Here is a 25,635-nt window from a genome sequence, read left to right on the forward strand (position 1 = left end):
GCCGTTCATGATCTTGCCTTCTTGAGCGGAAATACGGAGGAGACGAGCGGCGCAGAGGTGCGGCGCACGGCGCGCAGCTTGGCCGAACGGGCGCGCGGATTGACGGCGGTTTCGGCCTCACCCGCCTGCACCGCCTTGGGCGTGACCAGCGTATAAACCGACTGCTTGGCCTCGACCTTGTGCGGCGCATAACGCGAACCGGACGAAACCTTGCCCGCGCGCTCATTAAAGAAATTCTTGACGATGCGGTCTTCGAGCGAGTGGAAGGTCACCACCGCCAGCACGCCATCAGGCGTCAGCAGGGCTTCGGATACGTCAAGCGCGCGCTCCAGTTCACCCAGCTCGTCATTGACCGCGATACGCAGCGCCTGGAAGGTGCGCGTCGCCGGATGGACCGGGGCACCACGACGGCCGCCAAGGGCGCGTTCGACCACCTCGGCCAGATCAAGCGTGCGCTCGAACGGCACTTCGTTGCGGCGCTTGACGATGGCGGCGGCGACGCCGCGCGACTTGTGTTCCTCGCCATAGAGCCAGATGATGTGGGCGATGTCGTCCTTGTCGTCCTCGTTGACGATATCGGCAGCACTGCGGCCCTCCGTGCTCATGCGCATATCGAGCGGCCCGTCGCGCATGAAGGAGAAGCCGCGTTCGGCTTCGTCGAGCTGCATCGACGATACGCCGATATCGAGCACGATGGCGTCGCAGGTGTCATGCCCCAGATCGGCCAGGCCTTCCTTCATTTCGGAGAAGCAGCGATTGACCCACTGGAAGCGATCCGGGAACTCGCCTTTAAGCGCATCGACATAGGGCTTGACGCGAGCGTCGCGGTCAAAGGCGATAACGTGCGCGCCGCGTGACAGGATAGCACGCGAATAACCGCCGGCGCCAAAGGTGCCATCAACGACCAGCTTGCCCGACACATCGCCAAGCGCGGCCAGCACTTCGGGCAGCAGGACGGAGGCGTGCGCTTGCTGGCTCATATTTGGCCCTCGCGTCTGGCAAAGGCGGCCTCGACCAGCTTGTCCTGCTCGACGGCATAGGCGGCATAGGCGGCAGGCCCCCATATCTGGAAGCTTTCACCGAGGCCCGCGATCACCACATCGCCACTCAGGCCGAACTGCTCGCACAGCTTTTCCGGCAGGGTGATGCGGCCGGCCGTATCGAAGCTCAGGCGGTGCATCGAAGCGTAAAAGCGGCGCTGCATCGCCGTGCGGGTTGGAGACATGGGCGGATACTCGTCAATCACGTCGCGGTACATGGCGAAAAACGCGCCACCCCCACATTCGAGACAGGCGGCGTTGATCGCGGCGAAACAATACAAACCTTCAAAGGGCTCGACACCCGGATGGGGCGCCAAAGCGGCGGCGCGGAAGTCCTGCGGGACCAGAAGTCTCCGTTTCGCATCCAGTTGCTTCTCGTGGGTCGAGAGAAACACGCGCCCGCCTCAGGCCGTTTTAGCCTGCTCCTCTGTCCGTCAAAATCCATGGCCAGCCCTCCCGGCCAAACTGCTTCGGGACGCATTAGGGTTAACATGGGATTAAATGGGACGCAATGACTCTGAATGACACATACATCGTATTTTGCGTATAAATACGCCCAAAGACGGATAAGTGTAGAACACATGAAGAACATTCTGTATGCTTTACTCTACGCTACTGGGGGCACTGGACATAGGTTACGCCACGACTGTTCAGGCAGACGCACATGACATCCCCGTGGCGACGCGACACCAAAGGTTGTAAGCCCGTAGGCTTAATGCGATCTTAAGGTGGGGGATGGGCTTTTGAGGCACAGGCGGGCCAGATGACCTGTAAGCCGGGTTCTGTTCAGGGATTGCTCCCCTTGGCGATCATTCCTCTTGGCCGCCCATCGCTGGACGGCTCACGCAACCTACCCGAACGGTCTGGGGCGGTAATGCCCTGCTTTTGTCGCCAAAAGCGCGCCGTTCCTATTTGGTCTTGCTCCGGACGAGGCTTGCCATGCCGTCTCCGTTACCGGACACGCGGTGCGCTCTTACCGCACCCTTTCACCCTTGCCCTGACGGATCAGGGCGGTCTGCTCTCTGTGGCGCTATCTCTGGGGTCACCCCCGGCGGGCGTTACCCGCCGTCCTATTACCGTGGAGCCCGGACTTTCCTCAAGGCAGGTTTCCCTGCCCCGCGATCACCCGGTCATCTGGCCCGCAGGCCTTTTGCGCGTAAATATCCAGGAAATCAAGCTTGGGATGCGGCACCCTAAGTATTGAAGATACTTCGCAGAAGCTCGGGCGCACGGTCGCGCTTGCCAAAACTACCTTTTGGAGGGCTCAACCAGCGCACCAATCACCACCGCCAGCCAGCCCAGAATGGCGATCGTGCCACCGATCGGCGCCAGACCGGGAATGACGATACCTATGATCGCATGGATCAGGATTTCGAGCGCGAAGACGCCGCTGCCGGTCAGGAGCAGGGCCAAAGGCAGGGCGCGCCGCCAGCCGGTGATCAGGACAGTGCTTAAAAGGCCAATTACCGCCGCAGCGTGAAACAACAGAAACTGACCGCCGACGGCCAGATTGCCGGTCTGGGGCGGATGCGAGCCGGCCGCCAGCATGATCACGCCGGTCAGGCCCCACAGGCCGGCGATCGCCAGAATGATACGTTGTCCGGTCATTATCTTGTCCTCATGGCTTGATCTCGATAGGCGTACCGTTGGCCACCATCGCCCACAGGGCCTCGATCTCGGCATTGCTGATAGCGATACAGCCGGCGGTCCAGTCATAGGGGATTTTGAGTTTGCCCGGCAAGGTGCCGTTTGGCTGGCCATGAATAAAGATATCACCGCCGGGCGAAACGCCACGTGCCTTCGCCTGAGCACGATCCGCCGCATTGGGATAGGAAACCCTCAAGGACAAATGATAGGCACTGGTCTTGTTGCGGCCGGATATCCGGTAAAGGCCCTCTGGCGTCCTGCCATCGCCCTCTTCCGATTTGTGCCCCTTGGGGCTTGGTCCCAGGGCAATATGGAAAGTTTTGAGCGCGCGCCCGGCAGCATCATAGGCCACCATGCGACGCTCCGATTTCCACACGACAATGCGGGCAGCCGCCTGATTCTGAGGCTGAGCCTGCGCTTGCCCTGCAAGGAGCAACCACGCCGCCGGCAATGCCAGAATCTGTCGCTTGCTAAACATCAGACATCCAGCAAGGTCATATGGCGCAGCAGCGCCATCAGCGTCACGCGCAGTTTGGCGTCGGCACGGCCTTCGATATCTGTGCCGATCTGTTCGGGCAGCCAGTGGCGCTGGAAGGCGGTGACGATGGTGGCCGTCTCGGCGTCATAAGATCCGCCGGCCAGAATATTATAGCCCAGCTTGCCGAGCGCCGATTGCAGCGAAAAGACACCCAGTCCGGTTTCGCCCATTCCCAGGGGCGGCCCCATCGCGCCCTCGGGCGGCATATCCGGCGTCACCCACAGGCCATGGCCGTGCTCGGCCAGCACCTGCCACGGGAAGCGCTCACCCGGATCAGCTTTACGCGCCGGTGCGACATCAGAATGACCAAGGATACGCCAGTCGGGAATATCCCAGCGCTCGCGGATGCCATCGAGCAGGCCGATGACCGCATCGATCTGTGCTTGCGGAAAGTCACGATAGCCGAACTCATGGCCGGGATTGACGATCTCGATGCCGATGGAGGCGCCGTTGATATCGGTCTCGCCCTTCCAGAAGCCGACGCCGGCGTGCCAGGCGCGCCGTTCTTCGGCCACCAGCCGATAGATCGCGCCATCCTCTTCGACCACATAATGCGCCGAAACCTTCGCTTTAGGGTCGCACAGGCGGGCGATGGCCGCAGGCCCGCTCGTCATGCCGGTATAGTGCAGCACCACCATGTCCGGCGGGCCCTTGCGTTCATTGAAATTGGGTGATGGCTGTTCGAACATGGGCCTGTCTTAGCGGCATTTTCATCGATTGGACAAATAAAAACGCCGCCATCTTGCGACAGCGGCGTTTTCGAATATCGCGGAAAGACGGGTTTAGTAGACCGTCCAGGTCGAACCATCCTTGCGGGCTTCATAGACGCCCTTGCCGTCATCGGTATTGACGCGCACCTTGGACGGCTTGCGGCGGATCAGCGCCATGGCGCCCATCAGGCTGACCAAGACAGCGCCGATCACGGCCACCGAAGCGGCGAAGACGGCCAGAAGCGCGATCACGCCCAAAACAGCCAGACCGGCGACGGCCATGCCCATGGCATAGACGATGCGGGCGATCAGGTTCTTGCGGCGGAGCTGACCCCAGGGCTTGTAGGCGCCGGAAGCAAAACTGGCAAAAGACATGTCACGCTTGGTCATCAACTTGATACCTCTAAACGATGGAGACAATACGCGCCTCGCATTAACAGATTGGCATGAATACGTCCCGCGTCAACCTCTGCCACCAGTTGAGGGGATAAATTTTAATAACATTTTAAGACAGAAACCGCGCATTTAAGCGAAAATCATGCCTTCGGAAGACAAAAACTCCGTAAAATTAAGCCGTTAGGCCAGCGCACTCCGTTCCTTCACAATCTGGTCATAAGCCGAATTAATCAGGGCGGTTTTCTGCGTATAAAGCGCTTCAAAGTCGATCGGCAGGCCGCGCGCACGGATTCTGTCCGGATGGAAATCGCTGAGGCGCGAACGACGCGCCAGACGGATATCATCGTCCGAGGCATCCGGCATGAGCCCCAGAATGTAGTAGGGATCATCATCACTCAATGGCACGTAACCGGCGCGCACGCGGCGATAGGCGGCCGTCTTGATGCCGAAAAGATCGGCCACCGTTTCGAGATAGACCTCTTCCTGATGGCTCAGGCGACCATCGGATACGGCGATATGAAACAGGCCTTCGAGCACATCCTCAAGGATTTGCGGGCAACTCGCATAACGCTTGGCCAGCCGACGGGCGTAGGATTCAAAGCCGAGGCTGGTCTGGCGCGCCAGATCATAAAGACGCATCACATCGCGGCGCGCCTTGTCGTCCGGCTGGAACACATGCAGGAAAGCGGTCTGCTCGACCTCATGCGCCAGGCCATCGGCCATGGCCAGCTTGGCGCCAAGCGCCGTCACCGCCGTGGCGAACGCCGGGTCAGCGCCCGGAGGCCCCTTGGGGCATTCCGTGCATTCCGCAGCGTCGAAACGCCCAACGGCCAGTTGCGCCAGATTTTTCCAGAACGACATTTCTACTCAAAAAAGACGGGTTCAGCGATATAGTTAGGGGGCAATCGTAGCCGAATTACGGCGCAATGTGTTCTTAAGTTTTGGTAAGGCGCTCAAAAAAACATCACACATGGCGATTTTATGCCTTACTTGCTGTATAGATTGCCTTAACCGCAGAAGACATGTGCGCTTTTGCCGCAATATTCCCAGGGGCGCCTGACGCCTTATGAAGCCCGGAGCTTACCTTGCACCTGCTGAGATCGTCTGTTCTACGCGCCTCCCTTCTGTCTCTGGGCGTGTGCGCCTTCGCCCTGCCGGCGGCTGTACCGGCCGACGCAGCCAAGTCGCGCGCCGCAGCGGTCAAGAAGAGCCCGGCCAAGGCCAAGCCTGCCGCGCCCACAGCCGACAAGGCGGCGATCACCGGCCGCAATGCCGATGGCAGCCTGCATTCGCCAACCCTCGAAGACGCGCCCAAGGACGACTTCCTGCGCGTCGCCTGGTGCCACGGCATCCTCTCCGGCAATATGGACATGGCCGAACGGGTCGATTCCATCATGCCCATCGACGATCAGATTCAGACCATCGGCCTCTCCTACCTGCGCGCCTATGAGGCGGCACTGACCCTGTCCGGCAAGGGCAAGGACGCCGCCCAGCACAAGAAGGCCGAAGAGGTGCGCGACTACGGTTATAACGAATGGGCCGCCGCCCGCGCCGCGCCGACACCCGAAGCGGCTTACGCCTACGCCAACTGGCAATTGCCGGGCGATTGCGAACACGCCGCCGTCCGCCTGTCCGGTCACCCCAACCTGTTTGCCGAAATGGCGACCGACAAGGAATTGGATGCCATCGAACTGGCGCTCAAGTCGGGCGGACCGCACGACTACGCCGAAAAGCCCAAACCCGTCCTGACCGCGCAAGCCGCGCCGGTCGATGGGGACGGCCCGGTGGCCAGCAACACCCTGGGCCGCCGCGTCAATGCCGCCACCACCCTGCCCGTCCTGCCGACAGCCGTCAGCGACGAACCGGCAGACCGCGAAACCACCCTGCCCGCCGGCACCGTGCCCAACCCGAACCACGTCGAAAAACGCAAGTGGTCCGAAGGGCTCGGCTATCGTCTCGGCTGGAGCGACAAGCCCAAACAATAGCCAGTGAACCGGCCCATGTTACCGCAAAACCTTGATATTGCAGCGCAAACCGCATTAACCACATCTTAATCGCCTGTGGATAGACTACAGCTTGTAAGTGTAGAGTTTTGGGAGTTTAACAGTCTGCGGTAGAAAGCCGGTTTATCATGAGCTCGATCGAAGCCTTAAGTGCGTGTACCTCGCCTCTCCAGACCGCTATCATCTTCAATCCGATCCGACCGGAATATTACCGCGCCGACGAATTGAAAGCCGCCAAGGCTGAGAAGGCCGCTGCCGACCCGGCGGTCACCATCACGCTTTCGGATCAGGCGCAGGCGAAACTGAAACGCTGATCAGCGATCTTCGCGCATATGCCAGATGCGCAGAATGACGATCGTATCGCCCGTAATTTCGTAGCGGACTTCATAGTCATCCACCAGCAACCGGCGCACATCTCTCGGACTGTGAATATCGATGATATGTCCTATACGAGGATGCTCTGGTAATTTACGAACCGACGCTACAAGATTCTGAACAATTCGTGCTGCAGCGCGTGGATTGACGTCCTTCAGGAAATCATAGAGGCGCACCAGATCACGCTGTGAAACCGATAGCCAGCGGATGTGCATGGCCGTCATTCGAGACCTGCCACCCACGTCTCAATGACGTCGTGTTCGACGAAATCTCCCTCATCTGCTGCTTTCAAGGCTTCCAACGTCATCTGGTGGCGCCGCTCTTCCAGACTAATCCAGTTTTGCAGCGCCTGCTTGACGATCCAGCCGCGTGGACGCTCCAGGCGCTCGGCGGCGGCATCGATCTGCTCGGCAAGTTCAACCGGGATATGGGCAGTGACCGTGCGTGTTGACATGACGAAATCTCCAGGGGCAGCCTTAATATCCACCCGGCATCAAATTTCGTCAATCTGATTAAATCTGATTACGGCACGTAGTTCAGGATCGGACTGAGCCAGCGCTCGGCCTCATCGACCTGCCAGCCCTTGCGGCGGGCATAGTCCGCCACCTGATCCTTCTCGATCTTGCCGACGCCGAAATAATGCGCCTTGGGATGAGCGAAATACATGCCCGAAACCGAGGCCGGCGGCGTCATGGCCAGAGATTCCGTCAGTGCCATGCCGGTGCGGGCGCGGGCGTCAAGCAGATCAAACAGCGGCCACTTCTCGGTGTGATCGGGCTGGGCGGGATAGCCCGGCGCCGGACGGATACCGAGATATTTCTCACCAATCAGTTCCTCGACCGACAGGGTTTCATCGGCCGCATAACCCCACAGTTCGCGGCGTACCTTCTTGTGCAGGGCCTCAGCGAAAGCTTCAGCCAGACGATCGGCCAGGGCAGTGGCCAAAATGGCATTATAGTCGTCGCCTGCCGCCTTGAACTTGTGCGCAATCTCCATCTCGCCATGACCAGCGGTGACGGCGAAACCGCCGATCCAGTCGGGCGTACCTTTCGGCGCGATAAAATCCGACAGCGCCGTATTGCTCTGGTCGGCGCGCGGCTTCTTCATCTGTTGACGCAGGGTCTGGAAACGCGCCAGCACCTCGGTGCGGCCCTCGTCGGTGTAGAGTTCGATATCGTCGTCATCGGTGGCGTTGGCCGGCCAGAAACCGACAACGCCTGAGGCCGTGAACCACTTCTCTTCCAGAATCTGCGCCAGCATCTTTTGCGCGTCCTTGAAGAGATCGGTGGCCGCTTCGCCGACGATTTCGTCCTCAAGAATGGCCGGATACTTGCCGGCCAGTTCCCAGGTGGCGAAGAAGGGCGTCCAGTCGATATGGTCGGCCAAATCGTGCAGATCGTAAGGGCTGAAGGTCTTCAGACCGAGGAAAGACGGCGCCACGGGCGGCTCGGCAGCGAAATCGATCCTGAATTTGTTGGCACGCGCCTCAGACAGAGACGAACGCGGCGCTGAATTGCCCTTGCCATAGGCTTCGCGCACCTTGATGTATTCGGCCTTGGTGCTGTCCACGAAGCTGTCGCGGTCGGTTTCCGAGAGCAGTTGCGACACCACGCCGACCGCGCGCGACGCATCGAGTACGTAAACCACCTGATTGTTCTTGTAGCCCGGCTCGATCTTGACCGCCGTATGCGTTTTTGAGGTGGTGGCGCCGCCAATCAGCAGCGGGATGTTAAAGCCGGTGCGCTGCATTTCACGCGCCACAAACACCATCTCATCGAGCGACGGCGTGATGAGGCCGGAAAGCCCGATCATATGGACGCCCTGTTCCTTCGCTTCCGCCAGAATCCGGTCGCACGGCACCATGACGCCGAGGTCGATGACCTCGTAATTGTTACATTGCAGCACGACGCCGACGATGTTCTTGCCGATATCGTGGACATCGCCCTTGACCGTTGCCATCAGAACCTTGCCGGCCGCCTGATAGGTGCCACCGGCGGCGACATGCGCTTCCTTTTCAGCCTCCATATAGGGCATGAGATAGGCCACGGACTGCTTCATCACGCGCGCCGATTTCACCACCTGCGGCAGGAACATCTTGCCGGCGCCAAACAGATCGCCGACCACGTTCATGCCGGCCATCAGCGGGCCTTCGATGACGTGCAGCGGGCGCTCGGCCTGTTGCCGCGCTTCCTCGGTATCCTGATCGATATATTCGGTGATGCCATTGACCAGCGCGTGCTTCAGCCGCTCTTCAACCGAGCCTTCGCGCCACACCAGATTGACCACCCTGGCCTCGGCCTTGTCGCCCTTGTACTTCGGCGCCAGATCGACCAGCCACTCCGTATTGCTGACATCGTGGCGCTGCGGGCGATTGAGGATAACGTCCTCGACCGCCTCGCGCAGTTCCGGCTCGATGCTGTCATAGACCGGCAGGTCACCGGCATTGACGATGCCCATATCCATGCCGGCGGCGATGGCGTGATAGAGGAAGACGCCGTGGATGGCGCGCCTGACCGGCTCATTGCCCCGGAAGGAGAACGACACGTTCGACACGCCGCCGGACACCCGCGCATAGGGCAGGGTCTGCTTGATGGCGCGTGTGCCTTCGATGAAATCGACGGCGTAATTGTTGTGCTCGTCGATCCCCGTCGCCACGGCAAAGATATTGGGGTCGAAGATGATATCTTCCGGCGGGAAGCCGACCTCATCGACCAATACGCGGTAGGCCTTGGTGCAGATTTCAATCTTGCGTTCGGCGGTATCGGCCTGACCTATCTCGTCGAAGGCCATCACCACGACGGCAGCGCCGTATTTCAGGCACAGGCGCGCCTGTTCCTTGAACTTGTCGATCCCTTCCTTCATCGAGATCGAATTGACGATCGGCTTACCCTGCACGCATTTCAGACCGGCCTCGATTACCTCCCACTTGGACGAGTCGATCATCACCGGCACGCGGGCGATATCGGGCTCCGCCGCCATCAGGTTCAGGAAGGTGCGCATGGCCACTTCGGAATCAAGCAGCCCCTCGTCCATATTGACGTCGATGACCTGAGCGCCGGCCTCCACCTGCTGGCGCGCCACATCGAGCGCCGCGGTATAGTTGCCCTCGACGATCAGCTTCTTGAACTTGGCGGAACCGGTGACGTTGGTGCGCTCGCCGATATTGATAAAGGTAGGGGTCATCAGCTCACAAATCGATTGGATTTAATTAATAAAAACAAAGCACCGGTTTCACTTGGCGGACGATATGCACCGACGGCATCGAGAACGCGAACCGCAACGGCTGTCAGTTCCCATCCCAGTTGGTTCAAGTCAACGTCTGTGACATAGCCACTGATCAATTCCTGGATGCTGTTTTCTTCGCCAAAACTGACGACGCGCTCCAAATCAGCAACAACAGGTTCCGGCCAATGCGTGTTCGCCCATCCCCAAAGCCAGTCTTTTGGGCTAACCGTACCTACAACTTGAATGTCCGCTACAACCTTGACCACTCCGTTTTCTGAGAAGGTTAATTGTTGTGCTTCCACGTCATAATCGTATCTTGGCAGATCATTGATGCCGTAAATTTTTCGCACATGCGCTTGCTTATCCATAAGCTGATGCACGGCCTCATGACGCCATTCCGCATACCATTCGGGCGCGCCAAGAACATCCCCATCGTCGTCAATGTCGCTCAATTCAAAGCCTCATCGATGGCGGCGATCGTACCCAGCCATGTGTTGTAGGAACCACTATCGAGATAGAGTTCGCGGATTTCGGAATCGCCCGTGCTCAGGCGCTTCAAAGCGATTTTGGCCACGGCAGCCAGGTCTTCGGGTGGCGGCCCCATGGCCTCCAGCGTCATATGGATATCCTGCGCCGATACGTCGCTCTTACCGAGCGCCACGGTGAGCAAGGCCGCCGCCGCGCAACCGCGTGCACCTTCGGGCAATTCGACATAGTCCTCATTGGCCATGACATCCGCAAAGGCCAGCCGCACCATCTCCCATGACGGCGCCGCCTCCAGTTCCATCAGGAAGTCGGCGGCGTCATCATTGTCGAACGGTCCGCTGGCCCATGACGCCATGCTTAAACCTTTTCTTCCAGCACGGCCTGTATGTCGTCCAGCGTTTGCAGCCAGCCCGCATATCCATCATTAGCTTCTTGCCAAAGTTCAGCGAGTTCAGATTCGGGCCCGCGCACGCGACCAAGAGCTACAATAGCCAGCTTCACCATATCCGCTGGTAAAGGTCCCAGCTTGGAGGTCAAATCCTTGTAGTTATCAGGCAGAAAATTACGGCGCCCAAGACAGGAGGCTACGAGAGCCGCGCTGGCGACCGCTTGAGATCCATCCGGAGCTTCCAGATATCCTTTTGAATTTGCCGCCTGCTCAAGTTCAAGCCTGACGCTTACCCATGTCGGATCCTCTTCGAGAGCATCGACAAAATCGAGGGCATCATCATCCGCAAAGGGTTCTTTTCCCCACGTACCCATTATTTTCCGACCCTCTTCACCGCCAGATCGATCTGGCCCTGCAAAAAGTCGATGAACTCGATGCCCTGCGCCTTCAGCGATTTTGGATAGAGCGACGCCTTGGTGAGGCCCGGCAAGGTGTTGGTCTCCAGATAGACCGGCCCCTTGTCCGAGATGATGAAGTCCGAGCGCGAATACCCCCGGCAGGACATCGCCTTGTGCGCCTTGACCGCCAGACGTTGCAGTTCGGCGTTGATCTCGGGTGCGAAACGCGCCGGGCAGATTTCCTGCGTCGTCGATTTGAGATACTTGCCGGCGTAATCGAAGGCGCCGTCACCCGGCACGATCTCGACCGGCGGCAGGGCGATGATCGAGCCATCAGCCTGTTCCAGAACGCCGCAGGTCGCTTCCGGGCCGGAAATGAAGGGCTCGATCAGATAGGCAATGCTGGCGGATTCACGCCGCACCGCCGCGATATCCTGAGACGAATTGACGTAGATCAGGCCGTAGCTTGACCCTTCCGACGCCGGCTTGGCGATCAGGCGGCCATAGTGCGACAGCGCCTCATCGGCCTCATCCAGCGTGACGGTTGACGGCGAATAGACACCCGCCAGACCGGCGAACAGTTTAGCCGCCGTCTTGTCGAACGCCAGGTGCGAAGCCGCCGAACCGGAACCCGTGAAGGGCACGTTACGCGCCTCGGCCAGCACCTGAAACTGGCCGTTTTCGGCGGTGCCGCCATGCAGGCCCAACACCAGAACGCGGTCCTCGGCGGCCGCCTTGTCGAGCGCTTCAGCTATCGCGCCCAGGCGCGCGCCATCGGCCTTGAACGGCACCTCGAAAGGCTTGTCATGACCGAGCAGCGCGGCTTGCGAGGTTTCAGACACCGTGCCGTCGAGGTCCCAGAACCACAGGTCCGCCTCAGGCAGAGCCTGGGTCAGGGCCTGCGCACTGGCGACGGAGACAAGACGTTCGCGGCTGGTGCCGCCAAAGAGGATAGTCGTCTGCATACGGAAATTGCCTAAGCTAGTTCGAACGGCTCCAGCCCCGACAGGCGCAAAGCCTTGGGGCGATCGGGTATCTGACGCGGCGCGACATCGCGCACCTCGTCAGCCACATGCTTTATGTGATCCGGCGTCGTGCCGCAACAGCCACCGAGGATATTGACGATACCGTCCTTGGCCCACTCGTGCAGTTCGTGCGAGGTCTCGTGCGGCTGCTCGTCATACTGGCCCATGGCATTAGGCAGGCCGGCATTGGGATAAGCGGCGACGAGGCAATCGGCGACGCGCGCCATTTCGGCGATGTGCGGACGCATCAGGTCCGCCCCTAAGGCACAGTTAAAGCCAACGGCGAACGGCTTTGCGTGCTTGACCGAGTTCCAGAAGGCTTCGGCCGTCTGGCCCGAAAGCGTGCGGCCCGAACGGTCGGTGATGGTGCCCGAAATCCAGATCGGCAGGGTCTCTTGGCCCTCCTCCTCCAGATCGAGGATGGCCTTGATCGCCGCCTTGCAGTTCAGCGTGTCGGTGATGGTCTCGATGAGATAGAGATCGACCCCGCCCTCATAAAGCGCCGCCACCTGCTCACGATAGGCCTGATAGACCTGATCGAAGGTCACCAGACGCGCGCCCGGATCATTCACATCCGACGACATGGACAGCATCTTGTTGAGCGGCCCGATCGAACCGGCCACGAAGCGCGGCTTGTGCGGCTCTTTCAAAGTCCATTCATCGGCCTTCGCACGGGCGATCTTCGCGCCTTCGCGGTTGATGTCGATGACCGCCTGCAGGTCGAGATGATAGTCGTCCTGCGCGATGGTGGTGGCCGAGAAGGTGTTGGTTTCCGAGATATCGGCGCCGGCGGCATAATACTGATCGTGCAGATCGGCGATGATGTCCGGCCGCGTCAGGCACAGGATATCGTTATTGCCCTTCATCTGGCCCTTATGGCCCTTGAAACGCTCCCCGAGGAAGTCCTCTTCGGACAGTTCGCGGCGCTGGATCATCACGCCCCACGAGCCGTCGAGAATCAGGATGCGCTCTTTCGCGGCCTGTTTCAGCGCGGCAATACGGTCTGTGCGGTTCATATCTTACTCTCCTTCAATCCCAGTATCCGCCCGATGGCAAACACCAGATCGGCGCGATTGAGCGTATAGAAGTGAAAGTTCTCCACCCCTTCGCGCTCAAGCCCCAGACACATCTCCACCGCCACCGCCGAGGCCAGCAGCTTGCGCGTTTCGGCGTCGTCGTCGAGCCCTTCGAACAAACGCTCCATCCAGCCGGGCACCGCCGCCTCGCAGGCCGCCGCCATCCGGCGCAGGCCCTTGTAATTGGTCACCGGCATGATGCCCGGCGTAAGGTCGATACGAATGCCGGCGTCGGCCACCGCGTCACGGTAACGCAGGAAGGTATGCGGCTCGAAGAAGAACTGGCTGATGCCACGCGTCGCGCCGGCGTCGACCTTCTGGCGCAGGACGTCGAGATCGAAATCAAGCGACGGCGATTGCGGGTGCTTTTCCGGATAGACCCCGACGCTGACCTCGAAATCGCCGATCTTTTTGATGGCGGCGGTCAGTTCGGTGGCGTTCTGATAGCCGTCAGCACGCGGCGTGTAATCGCCGAAACCTGTCGGCGGATCACCGCGCAGCGACACGATATGGCGCACGCCGGCCTCCCAGTAGCCACGGATCACCTCATCGACCTCGTCGCGCGAGGCATCGACGCACGTCAGGTGCGCCGCCGGCTTGAGGTGCGTCTCGTCGAGGATGCGCTTGACCGTGCGGTGCGTGCGCTCGCGCGTCGAACCGCCGGCGCCATAGGTCACCGAAACAAACTCAGGGTTTAACGGCGCCAGACGTCGGATAGACTCCCACAATGTGGTCTCCATCTCTTCCGACTTCGGCGGGAAAAATTCAAACGACACCTTCAGATTCTGGCCGCCGCCGGCGAGCGAACGCGCGATCGGGGCCAGATCGGAAGTGAGATTGGGGTTCAGCGAGGGGCTCATAATATTTGGTCTCAATTCAGCCTGTGAAGGCGACAGATCAGAGGGTCTTTTCGGCGAGCCATATCTTGACGGTCAGGCCGACGCGGCTGGGTCTGGATCTGGCTTTCGGCGGCAGGGCGACCGATGCACTCAGCGTCAGGCCCGCGGCGTCCAGCCAGCTTCGCATGTCCTCGTCCAGCATGCCGAGGCGACGGTGCTGATACTGCTCGCGCATGATTTCGAAATTATGATGCTCAAAATCGGCGATCAGCAGACGACCTCCGGGTTTGAGCAGGCGGGAGGCCTCAGTGATGGCGCGACCCGGATCTGCCAGGAAGTGCAGCACCTGATGGACCACCACCAGATCGGCCGATTGCGCCGGCAGGCGGGTATCGCAAATATCGCCGTGGCGGAAATCGACGCCCTCAAGCTGCGCCTCGAAGGCCTTGGAGCGGGCGATGTTGAGCATGTGCTGCGACAGGTCGATACCGATGGCCGATTGTGCACGGGCCGCCAGCAGGGTCAGCATACGGCCGGAGCCGGTGCCGAGATCGATCAGGGCATTGATCGGCCGGTCGCCCAGCGCCTTGACCACCGCCGCCTCGACATCGGCCTCGGAGACATAATGGCTGCGAATTTCGTCCCACTTCGGCGCGATCGTCTCGAAGTAGCCTTCCGCCGACTTGCGCCTTGATTGCCGCACCGCTTCAAGCTGTTGCAGGTCTTCGCCATAGGCGTCATCGAGCTGATGAAGAATGGCATCGACCAGAGGGCGGATGGTGGGGGCCGACGACAGGCGGTAAAACACCCAGGCGCCGTCGGGGAAACGCTCGATCAGGCCGGCCTCGCTCATCAGCTTGAGGTGGCGCGAGATGCGCGGCTGGCTCTGGCTGAGGATTGATACCAGTTCCATCACCGACAGTTCCTCACGCGCCAGCAAACGCAGCAGACGCAGGCGCGTCGGCTCACCAGCGGCTTTCAGCGCTTCGAGCAGGGTGTTGAAATCGGTTTTGACGTGATCGGATGTCATATAACCATATAAAGATATCTTTATATGGTATGCAAGCGTTATTTGGCCACGCCAAAAAATTAGGTGCGTCAGCTTAGCGCATGGCTTTTTTGCTCTTTATATTCCATTATGACGGTTCAGCATAGAAGGCATCCCTATGAGAAACGGCGTCAAACTCACCACAGCCCTGCTGCGCGGCCTCCAGCGCAAGTGCCCGTGCTGTGGCGAAGCGCCGGCATTTCGCGGCTATCTCAAGGTGGTCGATGCGTGCAGCCACTGCCAGACCCCGCTCAGCCTCTACCCCACCGATGACGGCCCGGCCTATGTCACCATGATTCTGGTTGGCCACCTGATCATCGCGCCGGCCTTCATGTTCGGCTTTTTCTATGAGTATCCGCTTCAGGTCGTGGTGCCCACCATGGTGATCTCGCTTGGGTTCGTCACACTGGCCGCCCTGCCCTATGTCAAGGGTGCCTTCCTCGGCCTGATGTGGTATCTCGGCCTGAAACAGGCGCGCTAAAGCTTGCCCATCACCTCTTAATCTGCCAGCTTTGCGCAGCGATTAAACCAGGGGAAGCGCATGATCACCGGCAAGTCCATCACACTTATGTGCCTCCTGGGCGTCATCGCCCTGCCCGTCCATGCCGATGTTTCTTATGAGGCCGCCGCGAAGCGCCTGTTCGCCAGCCCGGGAATCGCCGCCGCCAAAGCGCATCTGACCAGCGATTATCCCCGCATCGTCGACGATATCGTCACCCTGACCGAAATCCCCGCCCCGCCCTTCAAGGAACAGGCGCGCGCCGAGGCCTTCATGGCGCTGTTGAAAGCGCACGGCCTGAGCGATGTCCGCATGGACGCCGAGGGCAATGTCATGGGCCTGCGCAAGGGCACCGGCGGCGGCCCGCTTGTGGCGGTCGGCGCGCATCTCGATACGGTCTTCCCCGAAGGCACCGACGTCAAGGTCAGGCGCACGCCGACCCGACTGAGCGCGCCCGGTATCGGCGACGATACCTCCAGCCTGGGCGTCATGCTCGGCATGATTCGCGCCCTCGATGCCGCCGCCATCACCACAAAGGGCGACATCCTGTTTGTCGGCGATGTCGGCGAAGAAGGCCTGGGTGACCTGCGCGGGGTCCGCTACCTGTTCACCAAGGGCGATTACGCCGGCAAGATCGACGCCTTCATCGCGCTTGAACCTGGCGGCTTGCGCCCGCTGATGACCGGCGCGCCGGGCTCGAAGCGTTACCGCGCCACCTTCTCCGGCCCCGGCGGCCATTCGATGCTCGATTTTGGCATCGTCAACCCCGCCTACGCCATGGGCGACGCCATCACCCGCTTCGCCGCCACGCAAGCGCCTCCCGGCCACGGCAACGTCTTTAATGTCGGCATTGTCGAAGGCGGCACCTCGGTCAATTCGATCCCGTCACAGGTCTCGATGTCGGTCGATATGCGCTCGGAAGATGTGGCCTCGCTGAAAGATCTGGAAACCGGCTTCCTCGCCAAGGTCAAGGACGCCGTGACCGCCGAGAACGCCCGCCGCTCGACCGCCAAGGGTGCCATCACCCTCAAACTCGATGTCATCGGCGATCGGCCGGTGGCCAAAATCGACCCGCAGGCGCCGATCATCCGGACGGCCGCCGCGGCCATCGCGGTCAATGGCGGCAAGGTGGCTTATGAGGCCAGTTCGACCGACGGCAACCTGCCGATGAGCCTCGGCATCCCCACCACCACGCTCGGTTCCGGCTTTTCGGTTAAGGGCATGCACTCGCCCGAGGAATATCTCGATCTCCAGCCGGAAGCCGACATAAAGGCCATGATCACCACGCTTGGCACCATCCTCCTGCTGGCCGACAGCAAAAAATAGGACAGCTTTATTCCATGCGTCTGGAAAGGTCTAAGTTTCGCCGTAAGGCGGTGGTGATATGCCTCAAACAACAACCAGAGAGGGCTCATCCATGCGTACATTCCTGCTTTTAAGCATCACGGCGGGCCTTCTGGCCGCCACCGGCACCGCGGCCTTCGCCCAAACCGCCCCTGTCGCCGCCTCGCCCTATGACAAGGCGCCGTGGTGGATGAAGGAAAGCGTCATCACCCAGACCGGCTATGTCTATACCGAGGTGCCGGCCAACCGCGCCAGTTTCTCGGCCACCTTCCTGACCGTGGCCGATACGGCGGAAAAGGCGCAGGCTCAGGCGATCGCCCAGACGCGCGGCCTCAATCAGGCCCTGGCCAAGCTCGGCTCGGACAAGGTGCGGATCACCACCAGCTTCTCGATGCGCGCGCTCTATGAGCAGTACCGCGACAAGAACGGCAACAAAATCGAAGACCAGCGCGGCGACAAGATCGACAAGTATCAGGTGTCGCTCAACCTGTCGGTCGAGGTGCGCGACACCGCCCAGTTAGAGAAGGCCTATGCGCTGGTGCTGGCGGCGGCCCCCACCTCATCGACGCCGATCAATTTCAGCCTGCAGGCCGATAACGCCACCAACACCTGGCTCTATACCGAAGCCACCAAGGACGCCCACACCCGCGCCCTGCAATCGGCGGCGGCGGCGGGCGGCAAGCTTGGCGCCATCAAGGTGATCGACCCGACCGGACGCGCCTGCGAGACCGATATCCTCGCCCGCGCCCCGGAAGGAAGCTGGGATAATACCCAGGCTCGGGAGGTAGAAGTGATGGTGAGTGGCACGCGTGCCTATGCCCCGGCGCCACCACCCGCGCCCATGGCTATGGCGGATTATGCGCCCGGCTCGGTTGAATATCTTGAAGCCAAGGCGCTGCAAAACCCCTTTATCCAAGTCCCGCCGCTGCAACGGCTCGATGCCAAGTCCTGCGTGGTCTACGGCCTGAACTGATCACGCCTTGAATTTAACTTATTGCAGTGCAATATAATCCCGGTATCGCGTTCCTGATATCGGGATTTTTGTGCCATGTCGTTTGAAAAAGACCTCCCCATTCTCTCCGATCCTGTCGTGGATCAGACCTACGACCAGACCGTGCTGGTGCTGCAAGGCGGTGGCGCGCTGGGCGCCTATCAGGCCGGCGCCTACGAGGTGCTGCATGAAAACGGCGTCGAGCCCGACTGGATCGCCGGCATCTCCATCGGCGCCATCAATGCCGCCATCATCGCCGGCAACGCGCCGGAACACCGCATCCACCATCTGCGCGCCTTCTGGAATGAGATCGGCACCACCGTGCCCGGCGAAGCCCTCGCCAGCAAGCACGATGTCAGCGACCTGAGCTTCCGTCAGATAAGCGGCCTGATGAGCCTGATGGCGGGGGTGAAAAACTTCTACCGCCCGTGGTTCTTCCTGCCGTGGTTCAACAAGCGCGGCACGCCCGAAGCGACCAGCTTTTACGACACCGCGCCTTTGCGCGAAACGCTCTTGCGCCATGTCGATTTCGACCGCATCAACAACGGCACAACCCGCCTGAGCCTGGGCGCCGTCCATATCCGTTCGGGCAATTTCGTCTATTTCGACAGCCGTGATCAGGTCATACGGCCCGAGCATGTCATGGCCAGCGCTGCGCTGCCTCCCGGTTTCCCGGCGGTCTATATCGATGGCGAGCCCTACTGGGACGGCGGCCTCGTCTCCAACACCCCGCTCAGCTATGTGCTCGATGCCGGCGTGGCGAAAGACACCCTCATCTTCCAGATCGACCTGTTCAGCGCCGAAGGGCCTGATCCGGCCACGATGGACGAGGTGCAGGAGCGGATGAAGGACGTCACCTATTCGAGCCGCACGCGCCTGAACACCGACGCCTTCCTGGAAAAGTACCGCCTGCGCCAGGCCATCCGCCAACTGGCGGCCCATGTACCGCCCGACGTGCTTGAAAGCATCTGTGGCGCAAAACAGACTGGTCTCAATGGCGGACGCGTCAGCCTGGTCCACCTGATCAATCGCCAGAACCGCCGGGAAATCCAGTCCAAGGACTATGAGTTCTGGCAGGTGTCGATCGACGAGCACTGGAAGGACGGCATGAAGGACGCGCGAGTCGCCATGGCCGAAAAGAGCTGGCGCACCTTCAGCGATCCTGACGCCGGTCTTGCGGTTTATGACTATATCCGCCCGGAATCGCACAAACTGCCGCTCAAACTGTGGCCTTGAAGCCACGCATTGTGACCGAAATGCTTACCGCGGCACACAATGGCCAAATACCTGCGCGCCGCTACTGGCAGAAATTAACACATCGCTCCATATAACCGGCAGTATCGTAATCGACGGCCGGAGGCGTGTCATGAAGTATCACAGTGCAATCGCCGGCCTTATGACCGCTGCCTTTCTGAGCTTAAGCGCCCCCGCTTTCGCGGAAAGTGCTGCTCAGCATCAATGCGGCGCGTCGCGGACGGTGGTTGAAGCCACCGATATCGCTGACCTGAAAGCCCGCGCCGAAGCCGGCGATGCGATGGCGCAGACCGAACTCGGCATGGCCTACTGCAAGGGCTACGGCGTGGCGGTCGATAGCGACAAGGCGCTGGCATGGACGCTGAAAGCCGCCAATCAGGGCTATGTCGGTGCGCAATATAATCTGGGCGTTGCCTATGATAATGGTCTGGTCGTCAAGGCAGATCAGGCGCAGGCCTTTCTCTGGTACAAGAAGGCGGCCGAACAGGGCTACGATATCGCCCAATTCAACATCGCCACCATGTACGAGAACGGCGAAGGTGTGGCGAAGGATATCGCGCAGGCCGTTGTCTGGTACAAAAAATCGGCGGCGCAAAACTACGCGCCGGCAGAGTATAATCTCGGCAATATGTATTTTATCGGCCGCGATGTGCCGCGTGACGAAGCGCAAGGCGTGGCCCTGATCACCAGCGCCGCCAAACAGGGCCTGCCGCTGGCGCAGAGCCGCCTCGCCGATCTCTATTATCTGGGCGAAGGCGTCAAACAGGACAAGGTGCAGGCCTATGCCTGGGCGCTTCTGGCCGCCGATGGTGGCGATGAGGATGCCGACAAACTGCTGGATATGATGGACAATGCCCGCGCCCTGAGCGACGACGACCGCCGTCAGGCCGGCGCCCTGGCCGATCAATACGTGGCGATGCAGTAGCCCGCACTGGCCGCTACTTGCGACTTCTTCGAAAAAAACCCGCATGCCGTGTGATGAGAATCGCGTTACTTTTCGTGATAATTGATTCATGGAGTCCATCAGGGACGGGAGCGGGATTATGAAAAAAGCTTTAGCCGAACTCATCGGCACGTTTGTTTTGGTGTTTTTTGGCTGCGGCTCAGCGGTTTTCGCTGGTGATCAGGCCGGGATGTTGCCGCTGGGCATCGCCTTTGCCTTCGGACTGGCTATTGTTGCCATGGCCTATGGCATCGGACCGGTTTCGGGCTGTCACGTCAATCCGGCCGTCTCGCTTGGCGCATGGATCGCCGGCCGCATGAACACGAGGGATCTTGGCATCTATGTTGTGGCCCAGGTCATCGGCGCCATTCTCGGCGCGGCGGCGCTCTATGTTATTCTGTCGGGCCAGATCGGCGCCGGACCGGTCACCGGCCTCGGCCAAAACGGCTGGGGCGAAGGCTATCAAGGCGGCTATGGTGTGGGCGCGGCCTTCCTGTTTGAAGTGCTGGCGACTTTTATTTTTCTCGTTGTTATCCTTGGCTCAACGCACAAATTGGCGCCGACAGGTTTCGCCGGACTGGCCATCGGCCTGACCCTGACAGCGATTCATATCGTTGGCATCCGCATCACGGGTGTGTCGGTCAATCCAGCACGCAGTCTGGGGCCTGCGTTACTGATCGGCGGACAGGCCCTGTCGCAACTTTGGCTGTTTATCGTGGCCCCCTTCATCGGGGCGGCACTTGCCGGCCTGCTGTTCCGCCTTGGCATCCTTGAAGGCAAGGCCTGACAAGTAAATCGGGGGCTCTTTATCTTTTCCCCAAAAAAACTGTTCGAGGCGCTTGCTAACCGGCAAAGGCTTGGCTATACACCCGCTCTCCCTCACGGGGTTCTTCCAATGAAGATGGGCGCTTAGCTCAGCGGGAGAGCACTTCGTTGACATCGAAGGGGTCACAGGTTCAATCCCTGTAGCGCCCACCATCTTCAGCAAAAAAGGCGTCTGGTTCCGACCAGACGCCTTTTTTGTTGTTCTGAGTGGATAAACGCCTAAGCCACTTACGCCGCTATAAGACGTTCGATCCCGGTGACGATGTCGCTCGCAGCCCTCAAGCAGCGCAAGCGGTAGGGCAAGCAAAAAGCATTTGCGCTTACGCAGCGATAAGACGCTCGACCTCTGTGACGATCTCGCGCAAATGCACCGGCTTTTCCAGCACCTTGGCGTTCGGCGAAGCCTTTTGCGCATTGAGCGCCACGGCGGCGAAACCCGTGATGAACATGATCTTGAGATCCGGCTGCAATTGCGCCGCGCGCTTGGCCACCTCGATGCCGTCAGCGCCGGGCATGACGATATCGGTCAGCAGCAGATCATAAGGACCCTGGTCGAGCGCCAGAATGGCAGTATCACCATCGGGGCAGCTCACCACGTCATAGCCGGCGCGCTGCAGGGCGCGCGTCAGGAAGCTGCGGACAGAATCTTCGTCTTCGGCAAGCAGAATTTTTTTCATCACTTCGGTCATCAGGGAGCCCCATGCGCCATTGGCATCATATCCGCGAATGCGCAGAAGTCACTATCTTTGCCGCAGGCGTGTAAATTTGAGGTGAAGACGTGACAGGAATGTCCTACTAAAGTGCTAATATGAGCGCGGTCGAAACCTCCCCCTGGCACCTTGTCCACCATGTCGAACACACCCCCCTGGTCGTCAGGCCGGGTATCGGCGCACCCGTGGGCGTCCATCGCGTGGTCTACAGCCTGCCGCACAGCGGGCGCTACTATCCGGAAAGCTTTATCGCCGAGGCCCGGCAAAGCCCGCTGGGCCTGCGCGCCAGCGAGGACGCCTTTGTCGATGACATGGTGGGGCTGTCGCCGGAACTTGGCGTCTACGGTGTGGCCAGCCGCTACGCCCGCGCCTTTTGCGACGTCAACCGCAGCGCGCTGGAACTGGACGCCCGCCTGATCCGCGGCGACCTGCCCAAGGCGGCCCTGAGCCTTAGCGCGCGCGTCAAGGCCGGTTTCGGCGTCATCGCCCGCCGCCTGAGCGTCGATCAGGACATCTATCGCCAGCCGCTCGACATGGCTGAGGTCAACCGCCGCCTCGACCTGATCCACCGCCCCTATCACGATGCGCTGCGAGCCCTGCTGAGCGAAGCCAAACTCGCACGAAGCGACAGCGCGCCGGTCATCCTGATCGACTGGCATTCGATGCCGAGCACCGCGCTCAATCATTTCCGCGCCGGTGAGCCCAAGCCGGACATCGTGCTGGGCAATCGCCACGGCGAAACCTGTTCGGACGGGCTGGTGCGCAAGGTGCGGGGCGTGCTGGAAGGCGCAGGCTTGCGCGTCGGCCTCAACAAGCCGTTTGCCGGCGGCTATATCGTTGAGACCTATGGCCGGCCACAGGCGGGCATCGAAGCGCTGCAGATCGAGATCAACCGCGCCCTCTATATGGACGAAGCGCTTGTAGAGCCCCGCGCCGGCGCCGAGCGGCTCAAGGGCATCTTCCGCACCCTGACCGAAAAACTCATCACATCCTGATCCTGGCCTTAGTCGGCGCTATAAGGCAAAAAAAAGCCGCGCTCAACGGCGCGGCAAAGTCTACAGGGAGGAAACGCCCAGGAAGGGCATCAGCGCCTAAGCGCCGAACAAGTTAAATTTAGTTTGCGGTGCGAAAGATTGCAAGTCCAAATATAAGACAATTGGATCACGTATCGTTACAAGACGAAGCAGGCTCACGCTTTGACTGTGAAGACTGGTTTTAATAGCCACCTTTCGCATTGTGCGTTGCAGCATTTTCTTTCTTGTTTTGCGCAGATGCGGGATCATCCGCTGAATTGATCGGGCGCGGCGGCGTCGGGTACGGGTGCTCCTCCAGCAATTCGCGCAACTGGCGCAAGCCACGCGCCGACTGCGAGCGCGACTGGCGCCACCCCAGCAGAAGCACGGCGCCCACACTGGCGATGCTGAGATAGATGGGCCCCCACAGCCAGGCCGCGGCTGCCAGCGAGAAGTAATAGGCGCGCACGCCTTGCGAGAAGCTGGTCATGGCCGGCTCCAGTATATTGGTGACGGCATTGCCGAACTTGGCGGCGGTGTCGGCGTCCATGTTTTCCGGCAGGGACCCCATGGCGGCGGCGCAATAGTTCATCTGGCGCAAAGACCAGATGAAATCGAGCAGACCGCGCGACAGGCAGACCAGCACAAGCGCCAGCTTAATCTGGAAAAGCTGGGTGGAGGAAACGTCAAAACCCAAGGCTGTCATGGATTTGAGCGGCAAATGACCACCGAACAGCACGCCTGCCACGGCGGCGATCAGCAGCAGGTTGGCCGAGGAAAAGTTGGTGGCCGAATTGACCGCATGCGCCATCAGGTTGGAATCGAACAGCTTGACCTCGCGCACGGTCATTTCCTTCATCCAGGCCCGGCGCACCACGCTCATATCCTTGGTGATCAGGCCACGGCTCTTGGAGATTCGGCGCAGGAAGGGTTCATAACCGAGCCAGCAGAAGACGAAGATAGCCAGGCCCGCGATATCAAGGGGGCTGTTCTTCGCCGCGTCGATCAAGGTGTTGAGGAGGGACATGACGATCTCTGGAGCGAATGGAGCAGGAAGCAACACCTATAAGGCGCTTCTACCCCCTCTGTAATAGGTTTTGTCGGAAAAGTTTGGCTTTTTATGGTTTCTTCGCTTGTGCGAAACATGCCCAGCGCTTATGAAAGCGCACCCTTTTTGGCTCCAGATCAAAGTCACATAATGAATATCGATAAAATTTCCGTTGGCCCGAACGCACCCTGGGACGTCCACGCTGTTATCGAAATACCGCAAGGCGGTATGCCGGTGAAGTACGAAATGGACAAGGATTCCGGCGCTCTGTTCGTCGATCGCTTCCTTTATACCTCGATGTACTATCCGGGTAACTACGGCTTCATCCCCCATACCCTGGCTGACGATGGCGATCCGTGCGACGTCATGGTGGTCGGCCCGACGCCGGTTTATCCGGGCGTTGTCATCCGCGTGCGCCCGATCGGCGCGCTGATCATGGAAGACGAAGCCGGCAAGGACGAAAAGATCCTGGCCGTGCCGGTCGATAAGCTGCACCCCTACTACACCAACGTGCAGAGCTATCGTCAGATGCCGTCGATCCTGATCGACCAGATCACCCACTTCTTTGCTCACTACAAGGATCTGGAAAAGAACAAGATGACCCATGTGACCGGTTGGGTCGAGCCTGAAGAGGCCGCGCAACTGATCCGTGATGGCCAGGAGCGTCTGGCCCGCAAGGTCGGCTAAGTTTCCTGATAGAGACACTGAAGCAAAGCCGGTGCGTTCGCGTACCGGCTTTGCTTTTGCCACCTGCCCTGCCTTGAAGAGCGGCGATGAAAAACCGCTCCACACCACGCTTGCGGGCGGACTACGTCCTCACGGGTTAGGCGTGGCCTGAAATCCGCCACCTTTTAAGCGTAAAAAGCGAAAAGTGCCGCATTTAAGACATATTTGAAAAAACACCCTCAGATATGCAATGATAATAATTCCAATAATGTGCAATATTTTTGAAAATGATAGCGCTATCAAACAATAAATTTGCTTAAATCATACAATTGAAAATAAATTTTCCCGCCTGACCTGAAAAACAGCAGGCAATACAGTCAGATAGCCCGCAAGGGATGTAAAGCGGTAGGTGCGTAATGGCTGCATTTGAACACATTTATCGCTATAATAGATGTGATTAAGCGTATGCGTTGCGGGCTTGGACGTGCCTTGTGTGTTTGGCGTCCTCAGTTTCGGCCCGAGTTGAGAGTTCGTATTAACCCATGTCAAAAAAGAAAATGATGGCTAATTCCTCCCCGAATGTGGCCTCGCGTCTCTATGCCCTGGCTGTCGCACGCGACACCGCCAATCTGGTTGACGCCGATGCCGCCCTGGCGCTCGCACGCGCTTCCACCCGCACCCTGATGGCCTTGTCGCCCCAGGCGGCGTTGTTGATGCGCAGCTTTGCCCAGGAAGAAATCGACCGCTTGTCGATGGAGTGCACCGAAGAATCGGAAGGTTCGATCGCCCTTATTCAGGATGCGCTCACCATGGCCTGACGGTCATGCTTACCCCTTTGTCAAAAGGCGCCTCGTTCACGGGGCGCCTTTTGCTTTTTGGGTATCAGTCGGTCTGGTCATCCACCTCGGCATTGGGGCCGTTTTTCAGCACCGAATCGATGGCGTTCTTGGCCGAGGCCTTTGAGCTGTAACCTTCGGTCCACCAGATGCTTTCGCCATTATAGGTGAAATAGGCGACGAACTCGCCGGCCTTGTTCTTGCGGATTTCAAACTTGTGGGCCATGTCGCACTCCCTTGTTTTTGCGTAATATGGATCCGCATTTCGTCCAGTGCGCGAAGCCTTGTCAAGGCACTAAGATGTGATGGTTT

31 protein-coding genes, 1 tRNA gene and 1 other RNA gene are annotated in these 25,635 nt (G+C 59.8%); 12 read left to right on the forward strand and 21 right to left on the reverse strand.

The window, feature by feature from the left end:
* Window positions 1–5 precede the first annotated feature (5 nt).
* The 8 genes from rsmH to B060_RS0106425 form a co-directional block, all read right to left on the reverse strand.
* Window positions 6–980, reverse strand: coding sequence for a 16S rRNA (cytosine(1402)-N(4))-methyltransferase RsmH (gene rsmH / locus B060_RS0106395; protein ID WP_018080940.1), 975 nt, complete (start codon window positions 978–980; stop codon window positions 6–8).
* Window positions 977–1,435 (reverse strand): division/cell wall cluster transcriptional repressor MraZ, encoded by a 459-nt coding sequence (locus tag B060_RS0106400; protein ID WP_018080941.1) that lies wholly within the window; start codon window positions 1,433–1,435, stop codon window positions 977–979. The genes rsmH and B060_RS0106400 overlap by 4 nt, the downstream gene beginning before the upstream one ends.
* Window positions 1,436–1,795: 360 nt before the next feature.
* An RNA gene (rnpB, locus tag B060_RS26030) (RNase P RNA component class A) lies at window positions 1,796–2,178 on the reverse strand.
* A 110-nt stretch (window positions 2,179–2,288) separates the two neighbouring features.
* Entirely contained in the window at window positions 2,289–2,648 is a 360-nt protein-coding gene (locus B060_RS0106405) for a DUF423 domain-containing protein (protein ID WP_018080942.1), read from the reverse strand.
* Between the two features lie 10 nt (window positions 2,649–2,658).
* Window positions 2,659–3,165 carry a L,D-transpeptidase family protein gene (locus B060_RS0106410; RefSeq protein WP_018080943.1) on the reverse strand — a complete coding sequence of 169 codons (507 nt, stop codon included), beginning with the start codon at window positions 3,163–3,165 and terminating at the stop codon, window positions 2,659–2,661.
* Window positions 3,165–3,914, reverse strand: coding sequence for an N-acetylmuramoyl-L-alanine amidase (locus tag B060_RS0106415; protein ID WP_018080944.1), 750 nt, complete (start codon window positions 3,912–3,914; stop codon window positions 3,165–3,167). Before B060_RS0106415 ends, B060_RS0106410 begins: the two co-directional genes overlap by 1 nt.
* Window positions 3,915–4,007: 93 nt before the next feature.
* The gene (locus B060_RS0106420) at window positions 4,008–4,325 is read right to left on the reverse strand and encodes a hypothetical protein (RefSeq protein ID WP_018080945.1); all 318 of its coding nucleotides are present in this window, start codon (window positions 4,323–4,325) and stop codon (window positions 4,008–4,010) included.
* A gap of 186 nt (window positions 4,326–4,511) precedes the next feature.
* The gene (locus B060_RS0106425) at window positions 4,512–5,192 is read right to left on the reverse strand and encodes a TerB family tellurite resistance protein (RefSeq protein ID WP_018080946.1); all 681 of its coding nucleotides are present in this window, start codon (window positions 5,190–5,192) and stop codon (window positions 4,512–4,514) included.
* Window positions 5,193–5,416: 224 nt separating this feature from the next.
* On the opposite strand from B060_RS0106425, the gene B060_RS0106430 reads away from it, so the two are divergent.
* Both B060_RS0106430 and B060_RS0106435 read left to right on the forward strand, forming a co-directional pair.
* On the forward strand, window positions 5,417–6,316 hold the full coding sequence (locus B060_RS0106430) for a hypothetical protein (RefSeq protein ID WP_018080947.1): 900 nt from the start codon (window positions 5,417–5,419) through the stop codon (window positions 6,314–6,316).
* Window positions 6,317–6,462: 146 nt separating this feature from the next.
* Window positions 6,463–6,648, forward strand: coding sequence for a hypothetical protein (locus B060_RS0106435; RefSeq protein WP_018080948.1), 186 nt, complete (start codon window positions 6,463–6,465; stop codon window positions 6,646–6,648).
* On the opposite strand, the gene B060_RS0106440 is transcribed toward B060_RS0106435, so the two are convergent.
* The 10 genes from B060_RS0106440 to B060_RS0106485 form a co-directional block, all read right to left on the reverse strand.
* Window positions 6,649–6,933, reverse strand: a complete 285-nt coding sequence (locus B060_RS0106440) for a type II toxin-antitoxin system RelE/ParE family toxin (RefSeq protein ID WP_018080949.1) — start codon at window positions 6,931–6,933, stop codon at window positions 6,649–6,651. It lies immediately after the preceding gene.
* Window positions 6,930–7,163: a CopG family ribbon-helix-helix protein gene (locus B060_RS0106445; RefSeq protein WP_018080950.1), complete on the reverse strand. Its 234-nt coding sequence runs from the start codon at window positions 7,161–7,163 to the stop codon at window positions 6,930–6,932. Before B060_RS0106445 ends, B060_RS0106440 begins: the two co-directional genes overlap by 4 nt.
* A 68-nt stretch (window positions 7,164–7,231) precedes the next feature.
* Window positions 7,232–9,892: a methionine synthase gene (gene metH / locus B060_RS23955; RefSeq protein WP_018080951.1), complete on the reverse strand. Its 2,661-nt coding sequence runs from the start codon at window positions 9,890–9,892 to the stop codon at window positions 7,232–7,234.
* Window positions 9,892–10,386, reverse strand: a complete 495-nt coding sequence (locus B060_RS0106455; RefSeq protein ID WP_018080952.1) for a DUF6882 domain-containing protein — start codon at window positions 10,384–10,386, stop codon at window positions 9,892–9,894. Before B060_RS0106455 ends, metH begins: the two co-directional genes overlap by 1 nt.
* Window positions 10,383–10,775: a DUF4259 domain-containing protein gene (locus B060_RS0106460; protein ID WP_018080953.1), complete on the reverse strand. Its 393-nt coding sequence runs from the start codon at window positions 10,773–10,775 to the stop codon at window positions 10,383–10,385. The genes B060_RS0106455 and B060_RS0106460 overlap by 4 nt, the downstream gene beginning before the upstream one ends.
* Before the next feature lie 2 nt (window positions 10,776–10,777).
* Window positions 10,778–11,182, reverse strand: a complete 405-nt coding sequence (locus tag B060_RS0106465) for a DUF4259 domain-containing protein (protein ID WP_018080954.1) — start codon at window positions 11,180–11,182, stop codon at window positions 10,778–10,780.
* Window positions 11,182–12,171 carry a D-alanine--D-alanine ligase family protein gene (locus B060_RS0106470; protein ID WP_018080955.1) on the reverse strand — a complete coding sequence of 330 codons (990 nt, stop codon included), beginning with the start codon at window positions 12,169–12,171 and terminating at the stop codon, window positions 11,182–11,184. Before B060_RS0106470 ends, B060_RS0106465 begins: the two co-directional genes overlap by 1 nt.
* Before the next feature lie 11 nt (window positions 12,172–12,182).
* A complete protein-coding gene (locus B060_RS0106475; RefSeq protein WP_018080956.1) occupies window positions 12,183–13,247 on the reverse strand; it encodes a homocysteine S-methyltransferase family protein in 1,065 nt (354 codons plus the stop codon).
* The gene (gene metF, locus B060_RS0106480; RefSeq protein WP_018080957.1) at window positions 13,244–14,167 is read right to left on the reverse strand and encodes a methylenetetrahydrofolate reductase [NAD(P)H]; all 924 of its coding nucleotides are present in this window, start codon (window positions 14,165–14,167) and stop codon (window positions 13,244–13,246) included. Before metF ends, B060_RS0106475 begins: the two co-directional genes overlap by 4 nt.
* A 37-nt stretch (window positions 14,168–14,204) precedes the next feature.
* On the reverse strand, window positions 14,205–15,176 hold the full coding sequence (locus B060_RS0106485; RefSeq protein ID WP_018080958.1) for an ArsR/SmtB family transcription factor: 972 nt from the start codon (window positions 15,174–15,176) through the stop codon (window positions 14,205–14,207).
* A gap of 136 nt (window positions 15,177–15,312) precedes the next feature.
* Here B060_RS0106485 and B060_RS0106490 point away from each other — a divergent pair, with 136 nt between their 5' ends.
* The 7 genes from B060_RS0106490 to B060_RS0106520 all read left to right on the forward strand — a co-directional run bounded on the left by B060_RS0106490 (window position 15,313) and on the right by B060_RS0106520 (window position 21,203).
* The gene (locus B060_RS0106490; RefSeq protein ID WP_018080959.1) at window positions 15,313–15,675 is read left to right on the forward strand and encodes a DUF983 domain-containing protein; all 363 of its coding nucleotides are present in this window, start codon (window positions 15,313–15,315) and stop codon (window positions 15,673–15,675) included.
* Between the two features lie 60 nt (window positions 15,676–15,735).
* Complete coding sequence (locus B060_RS0106495) at window positions 15,736–17,019, forward strand: M20/M25/M40 family metallo-hydrolase (RefSeq protein ID WP_018080960.1); 1,284 nt, start codon at window positions 15,736–15,738, stop codon at window positions 17,017–17,019.
* Window positions 17,020–17,110: 91 nt separating this feature from the next.
* Complete coding sequence (locus B060_RS0106500) at window positions 17,111–18,010, forward strand: SIMPL domain-containing protein (protein WP_018080961.1); 900 nt, start codon at window positions 17,111–17,113, stop codon at window positions 18,008–18,010.
* A 75-nt stretch (window positions 18,011–18,085) separates the two neighbouring features.
* Window positions 18,086–19,264, forward strand: a complete 1,179-nt coding sequence (locus tag B060_RS0106505) for a patatin-like phospholipase family protein (RefSeq protein WP_018080962.1) — start codon at window positions 18,086–18,088, stop codon at window positions 19,262–19,264.
* Window positions 19,265–19,394: 130 nt separating this feature from the next.
* Window positions 19,395–20,207 (forward strand): tetratricopeptide repeat protein, encoded by an 813-nt coding sequence (locus B060_RS23960; protein ID WP_018080963.1) that lies wholly within the window; start codon window positions 19,395–19,397, stop codon window positions 20,205–20,207.
* 118 nt (window positions 20,208–20,325) lie between these two features.
* Window positions 20,326–21,012: an MIP family channel protein gene (locus tag B060_RS0106515; protein WP_018080964.1), complete on the forward strand. Its 687-nt coding sequence runs from the start codon at window positions 20,326–20,328 to the stop codon at window positions 21,010–21,012.
* A gap of 116 nt (window positions 21,013–21,128) precedes the next feature.
* Window positions 21,129–21,203, forward strand: a tRNA-Val gene (locus B060_RS0106520).
* A gap of 167 nt (window positions 21,204–21,370) precedes the next feature.
* Here the strand turns inward: B060_RS0106520 and B060_RS0106525 are convergent.
* The gene (locus B060_RS0106525; RefSeq protein ID WP_026172656.1) at window positions 21,371–21,727 is read right to left on the reverse strand and encodes a response regulator; all 357 of its coding nucleotides are present in this window, start codon (window positions 21,725–21,727) and stop codon (window positions 21,371–21,373) included.
* Window positions 21,728–21,858: 131 nt separating this feature from the next.
* On the opposite strand from B060_RS0106525, the gene B060_RS0106530 reads away from it, so the two are divergent.
* Entirely contained in the window at window positions 21,859–22,755 is an 897-nt protein-coding gene (locus tag B060_RS0106530) for an N-formylglutamate amidohydrolase (protein ID WP_018080966.1), read from the forward strand.
* A 220-nt stretch (window positions 22,756–22,975) separates the two neighbouring features.
* Here B060_RS0106530 and B060_RS23965 read toward each other — a convergent pair whose 3' ends face one another.
* Window positions 22,976–23,800, reverse strand: coding sequence for a DUF599 domain-containing protein (locus B060_RS23965; RefSeq protein WP_018080967.1), 825 nt, complete (start codon window positions 23,798–23,800; stop codon window positions 22,976–22,978).
* 171 nt (window positions 23,801–23,971) lie between these two features.
* Between B060_RS23965 and ppa the strand changes: the two genes are divergently transcribed.
* Together ppa and B060_RS0106545 are read left to right on the forward strand one after the other, a co-directional pair.
* Complete coding sequence (gene ppa, locus B060_RS0106540) at window positions 23,972–24,508, forward strand: inorganic diphosphatase (protein WP_018080968.1); 537 nt, start codon at window positions 23,972–23,974, stop codon at window positions 24,506–24,508.
* A 539-nt stretch (window positions 24,509–25,047) separates the two neighbouring features.
* The gene (locus B060_RS0106545; protein ID WP_155847665.1) at window positions 25,048–25,305 is read left to right on the forward strand and encodes a hypothetical protein; all 258 of its coding nucleotides are present in this window, start codon (window positions 25,048–25,050) and stop codon (window positions 25,303–25,305) included.
* 64 nt (window positions 25,306–25,369) lie between these two features.
* Here the strand turns inward: B060_RS0106545 and B060_RS0106550 are convergent, their stop codons facing one another.
* Window positions 25,370–25,549, reverse strand: coding sequence for a YegP family protein (locus B060_RS0106550; protein ID WP_018080970.1), 180 nt, complete (start codon window positions 25,547–25,549; stop codon window positions 25,370–25,372).
* Between the last annotated feature and the right edge of the window lie 86 nt (window positions 25,550–25,635).

The sequence above is a fragment of the Asticcacaulis benevestitus DSM 16100 = ATCC BAA-896 genome (genome assembly GCF_000376105.1).
GTDB classification, from domain to species: domain Bacteria; phylum Pseudomonadota; class Alphaproteobacteria; order Caulobacterales; family Caulobacteraceae; genus Asticcacaulis; species Asticcacaulis benevestitus.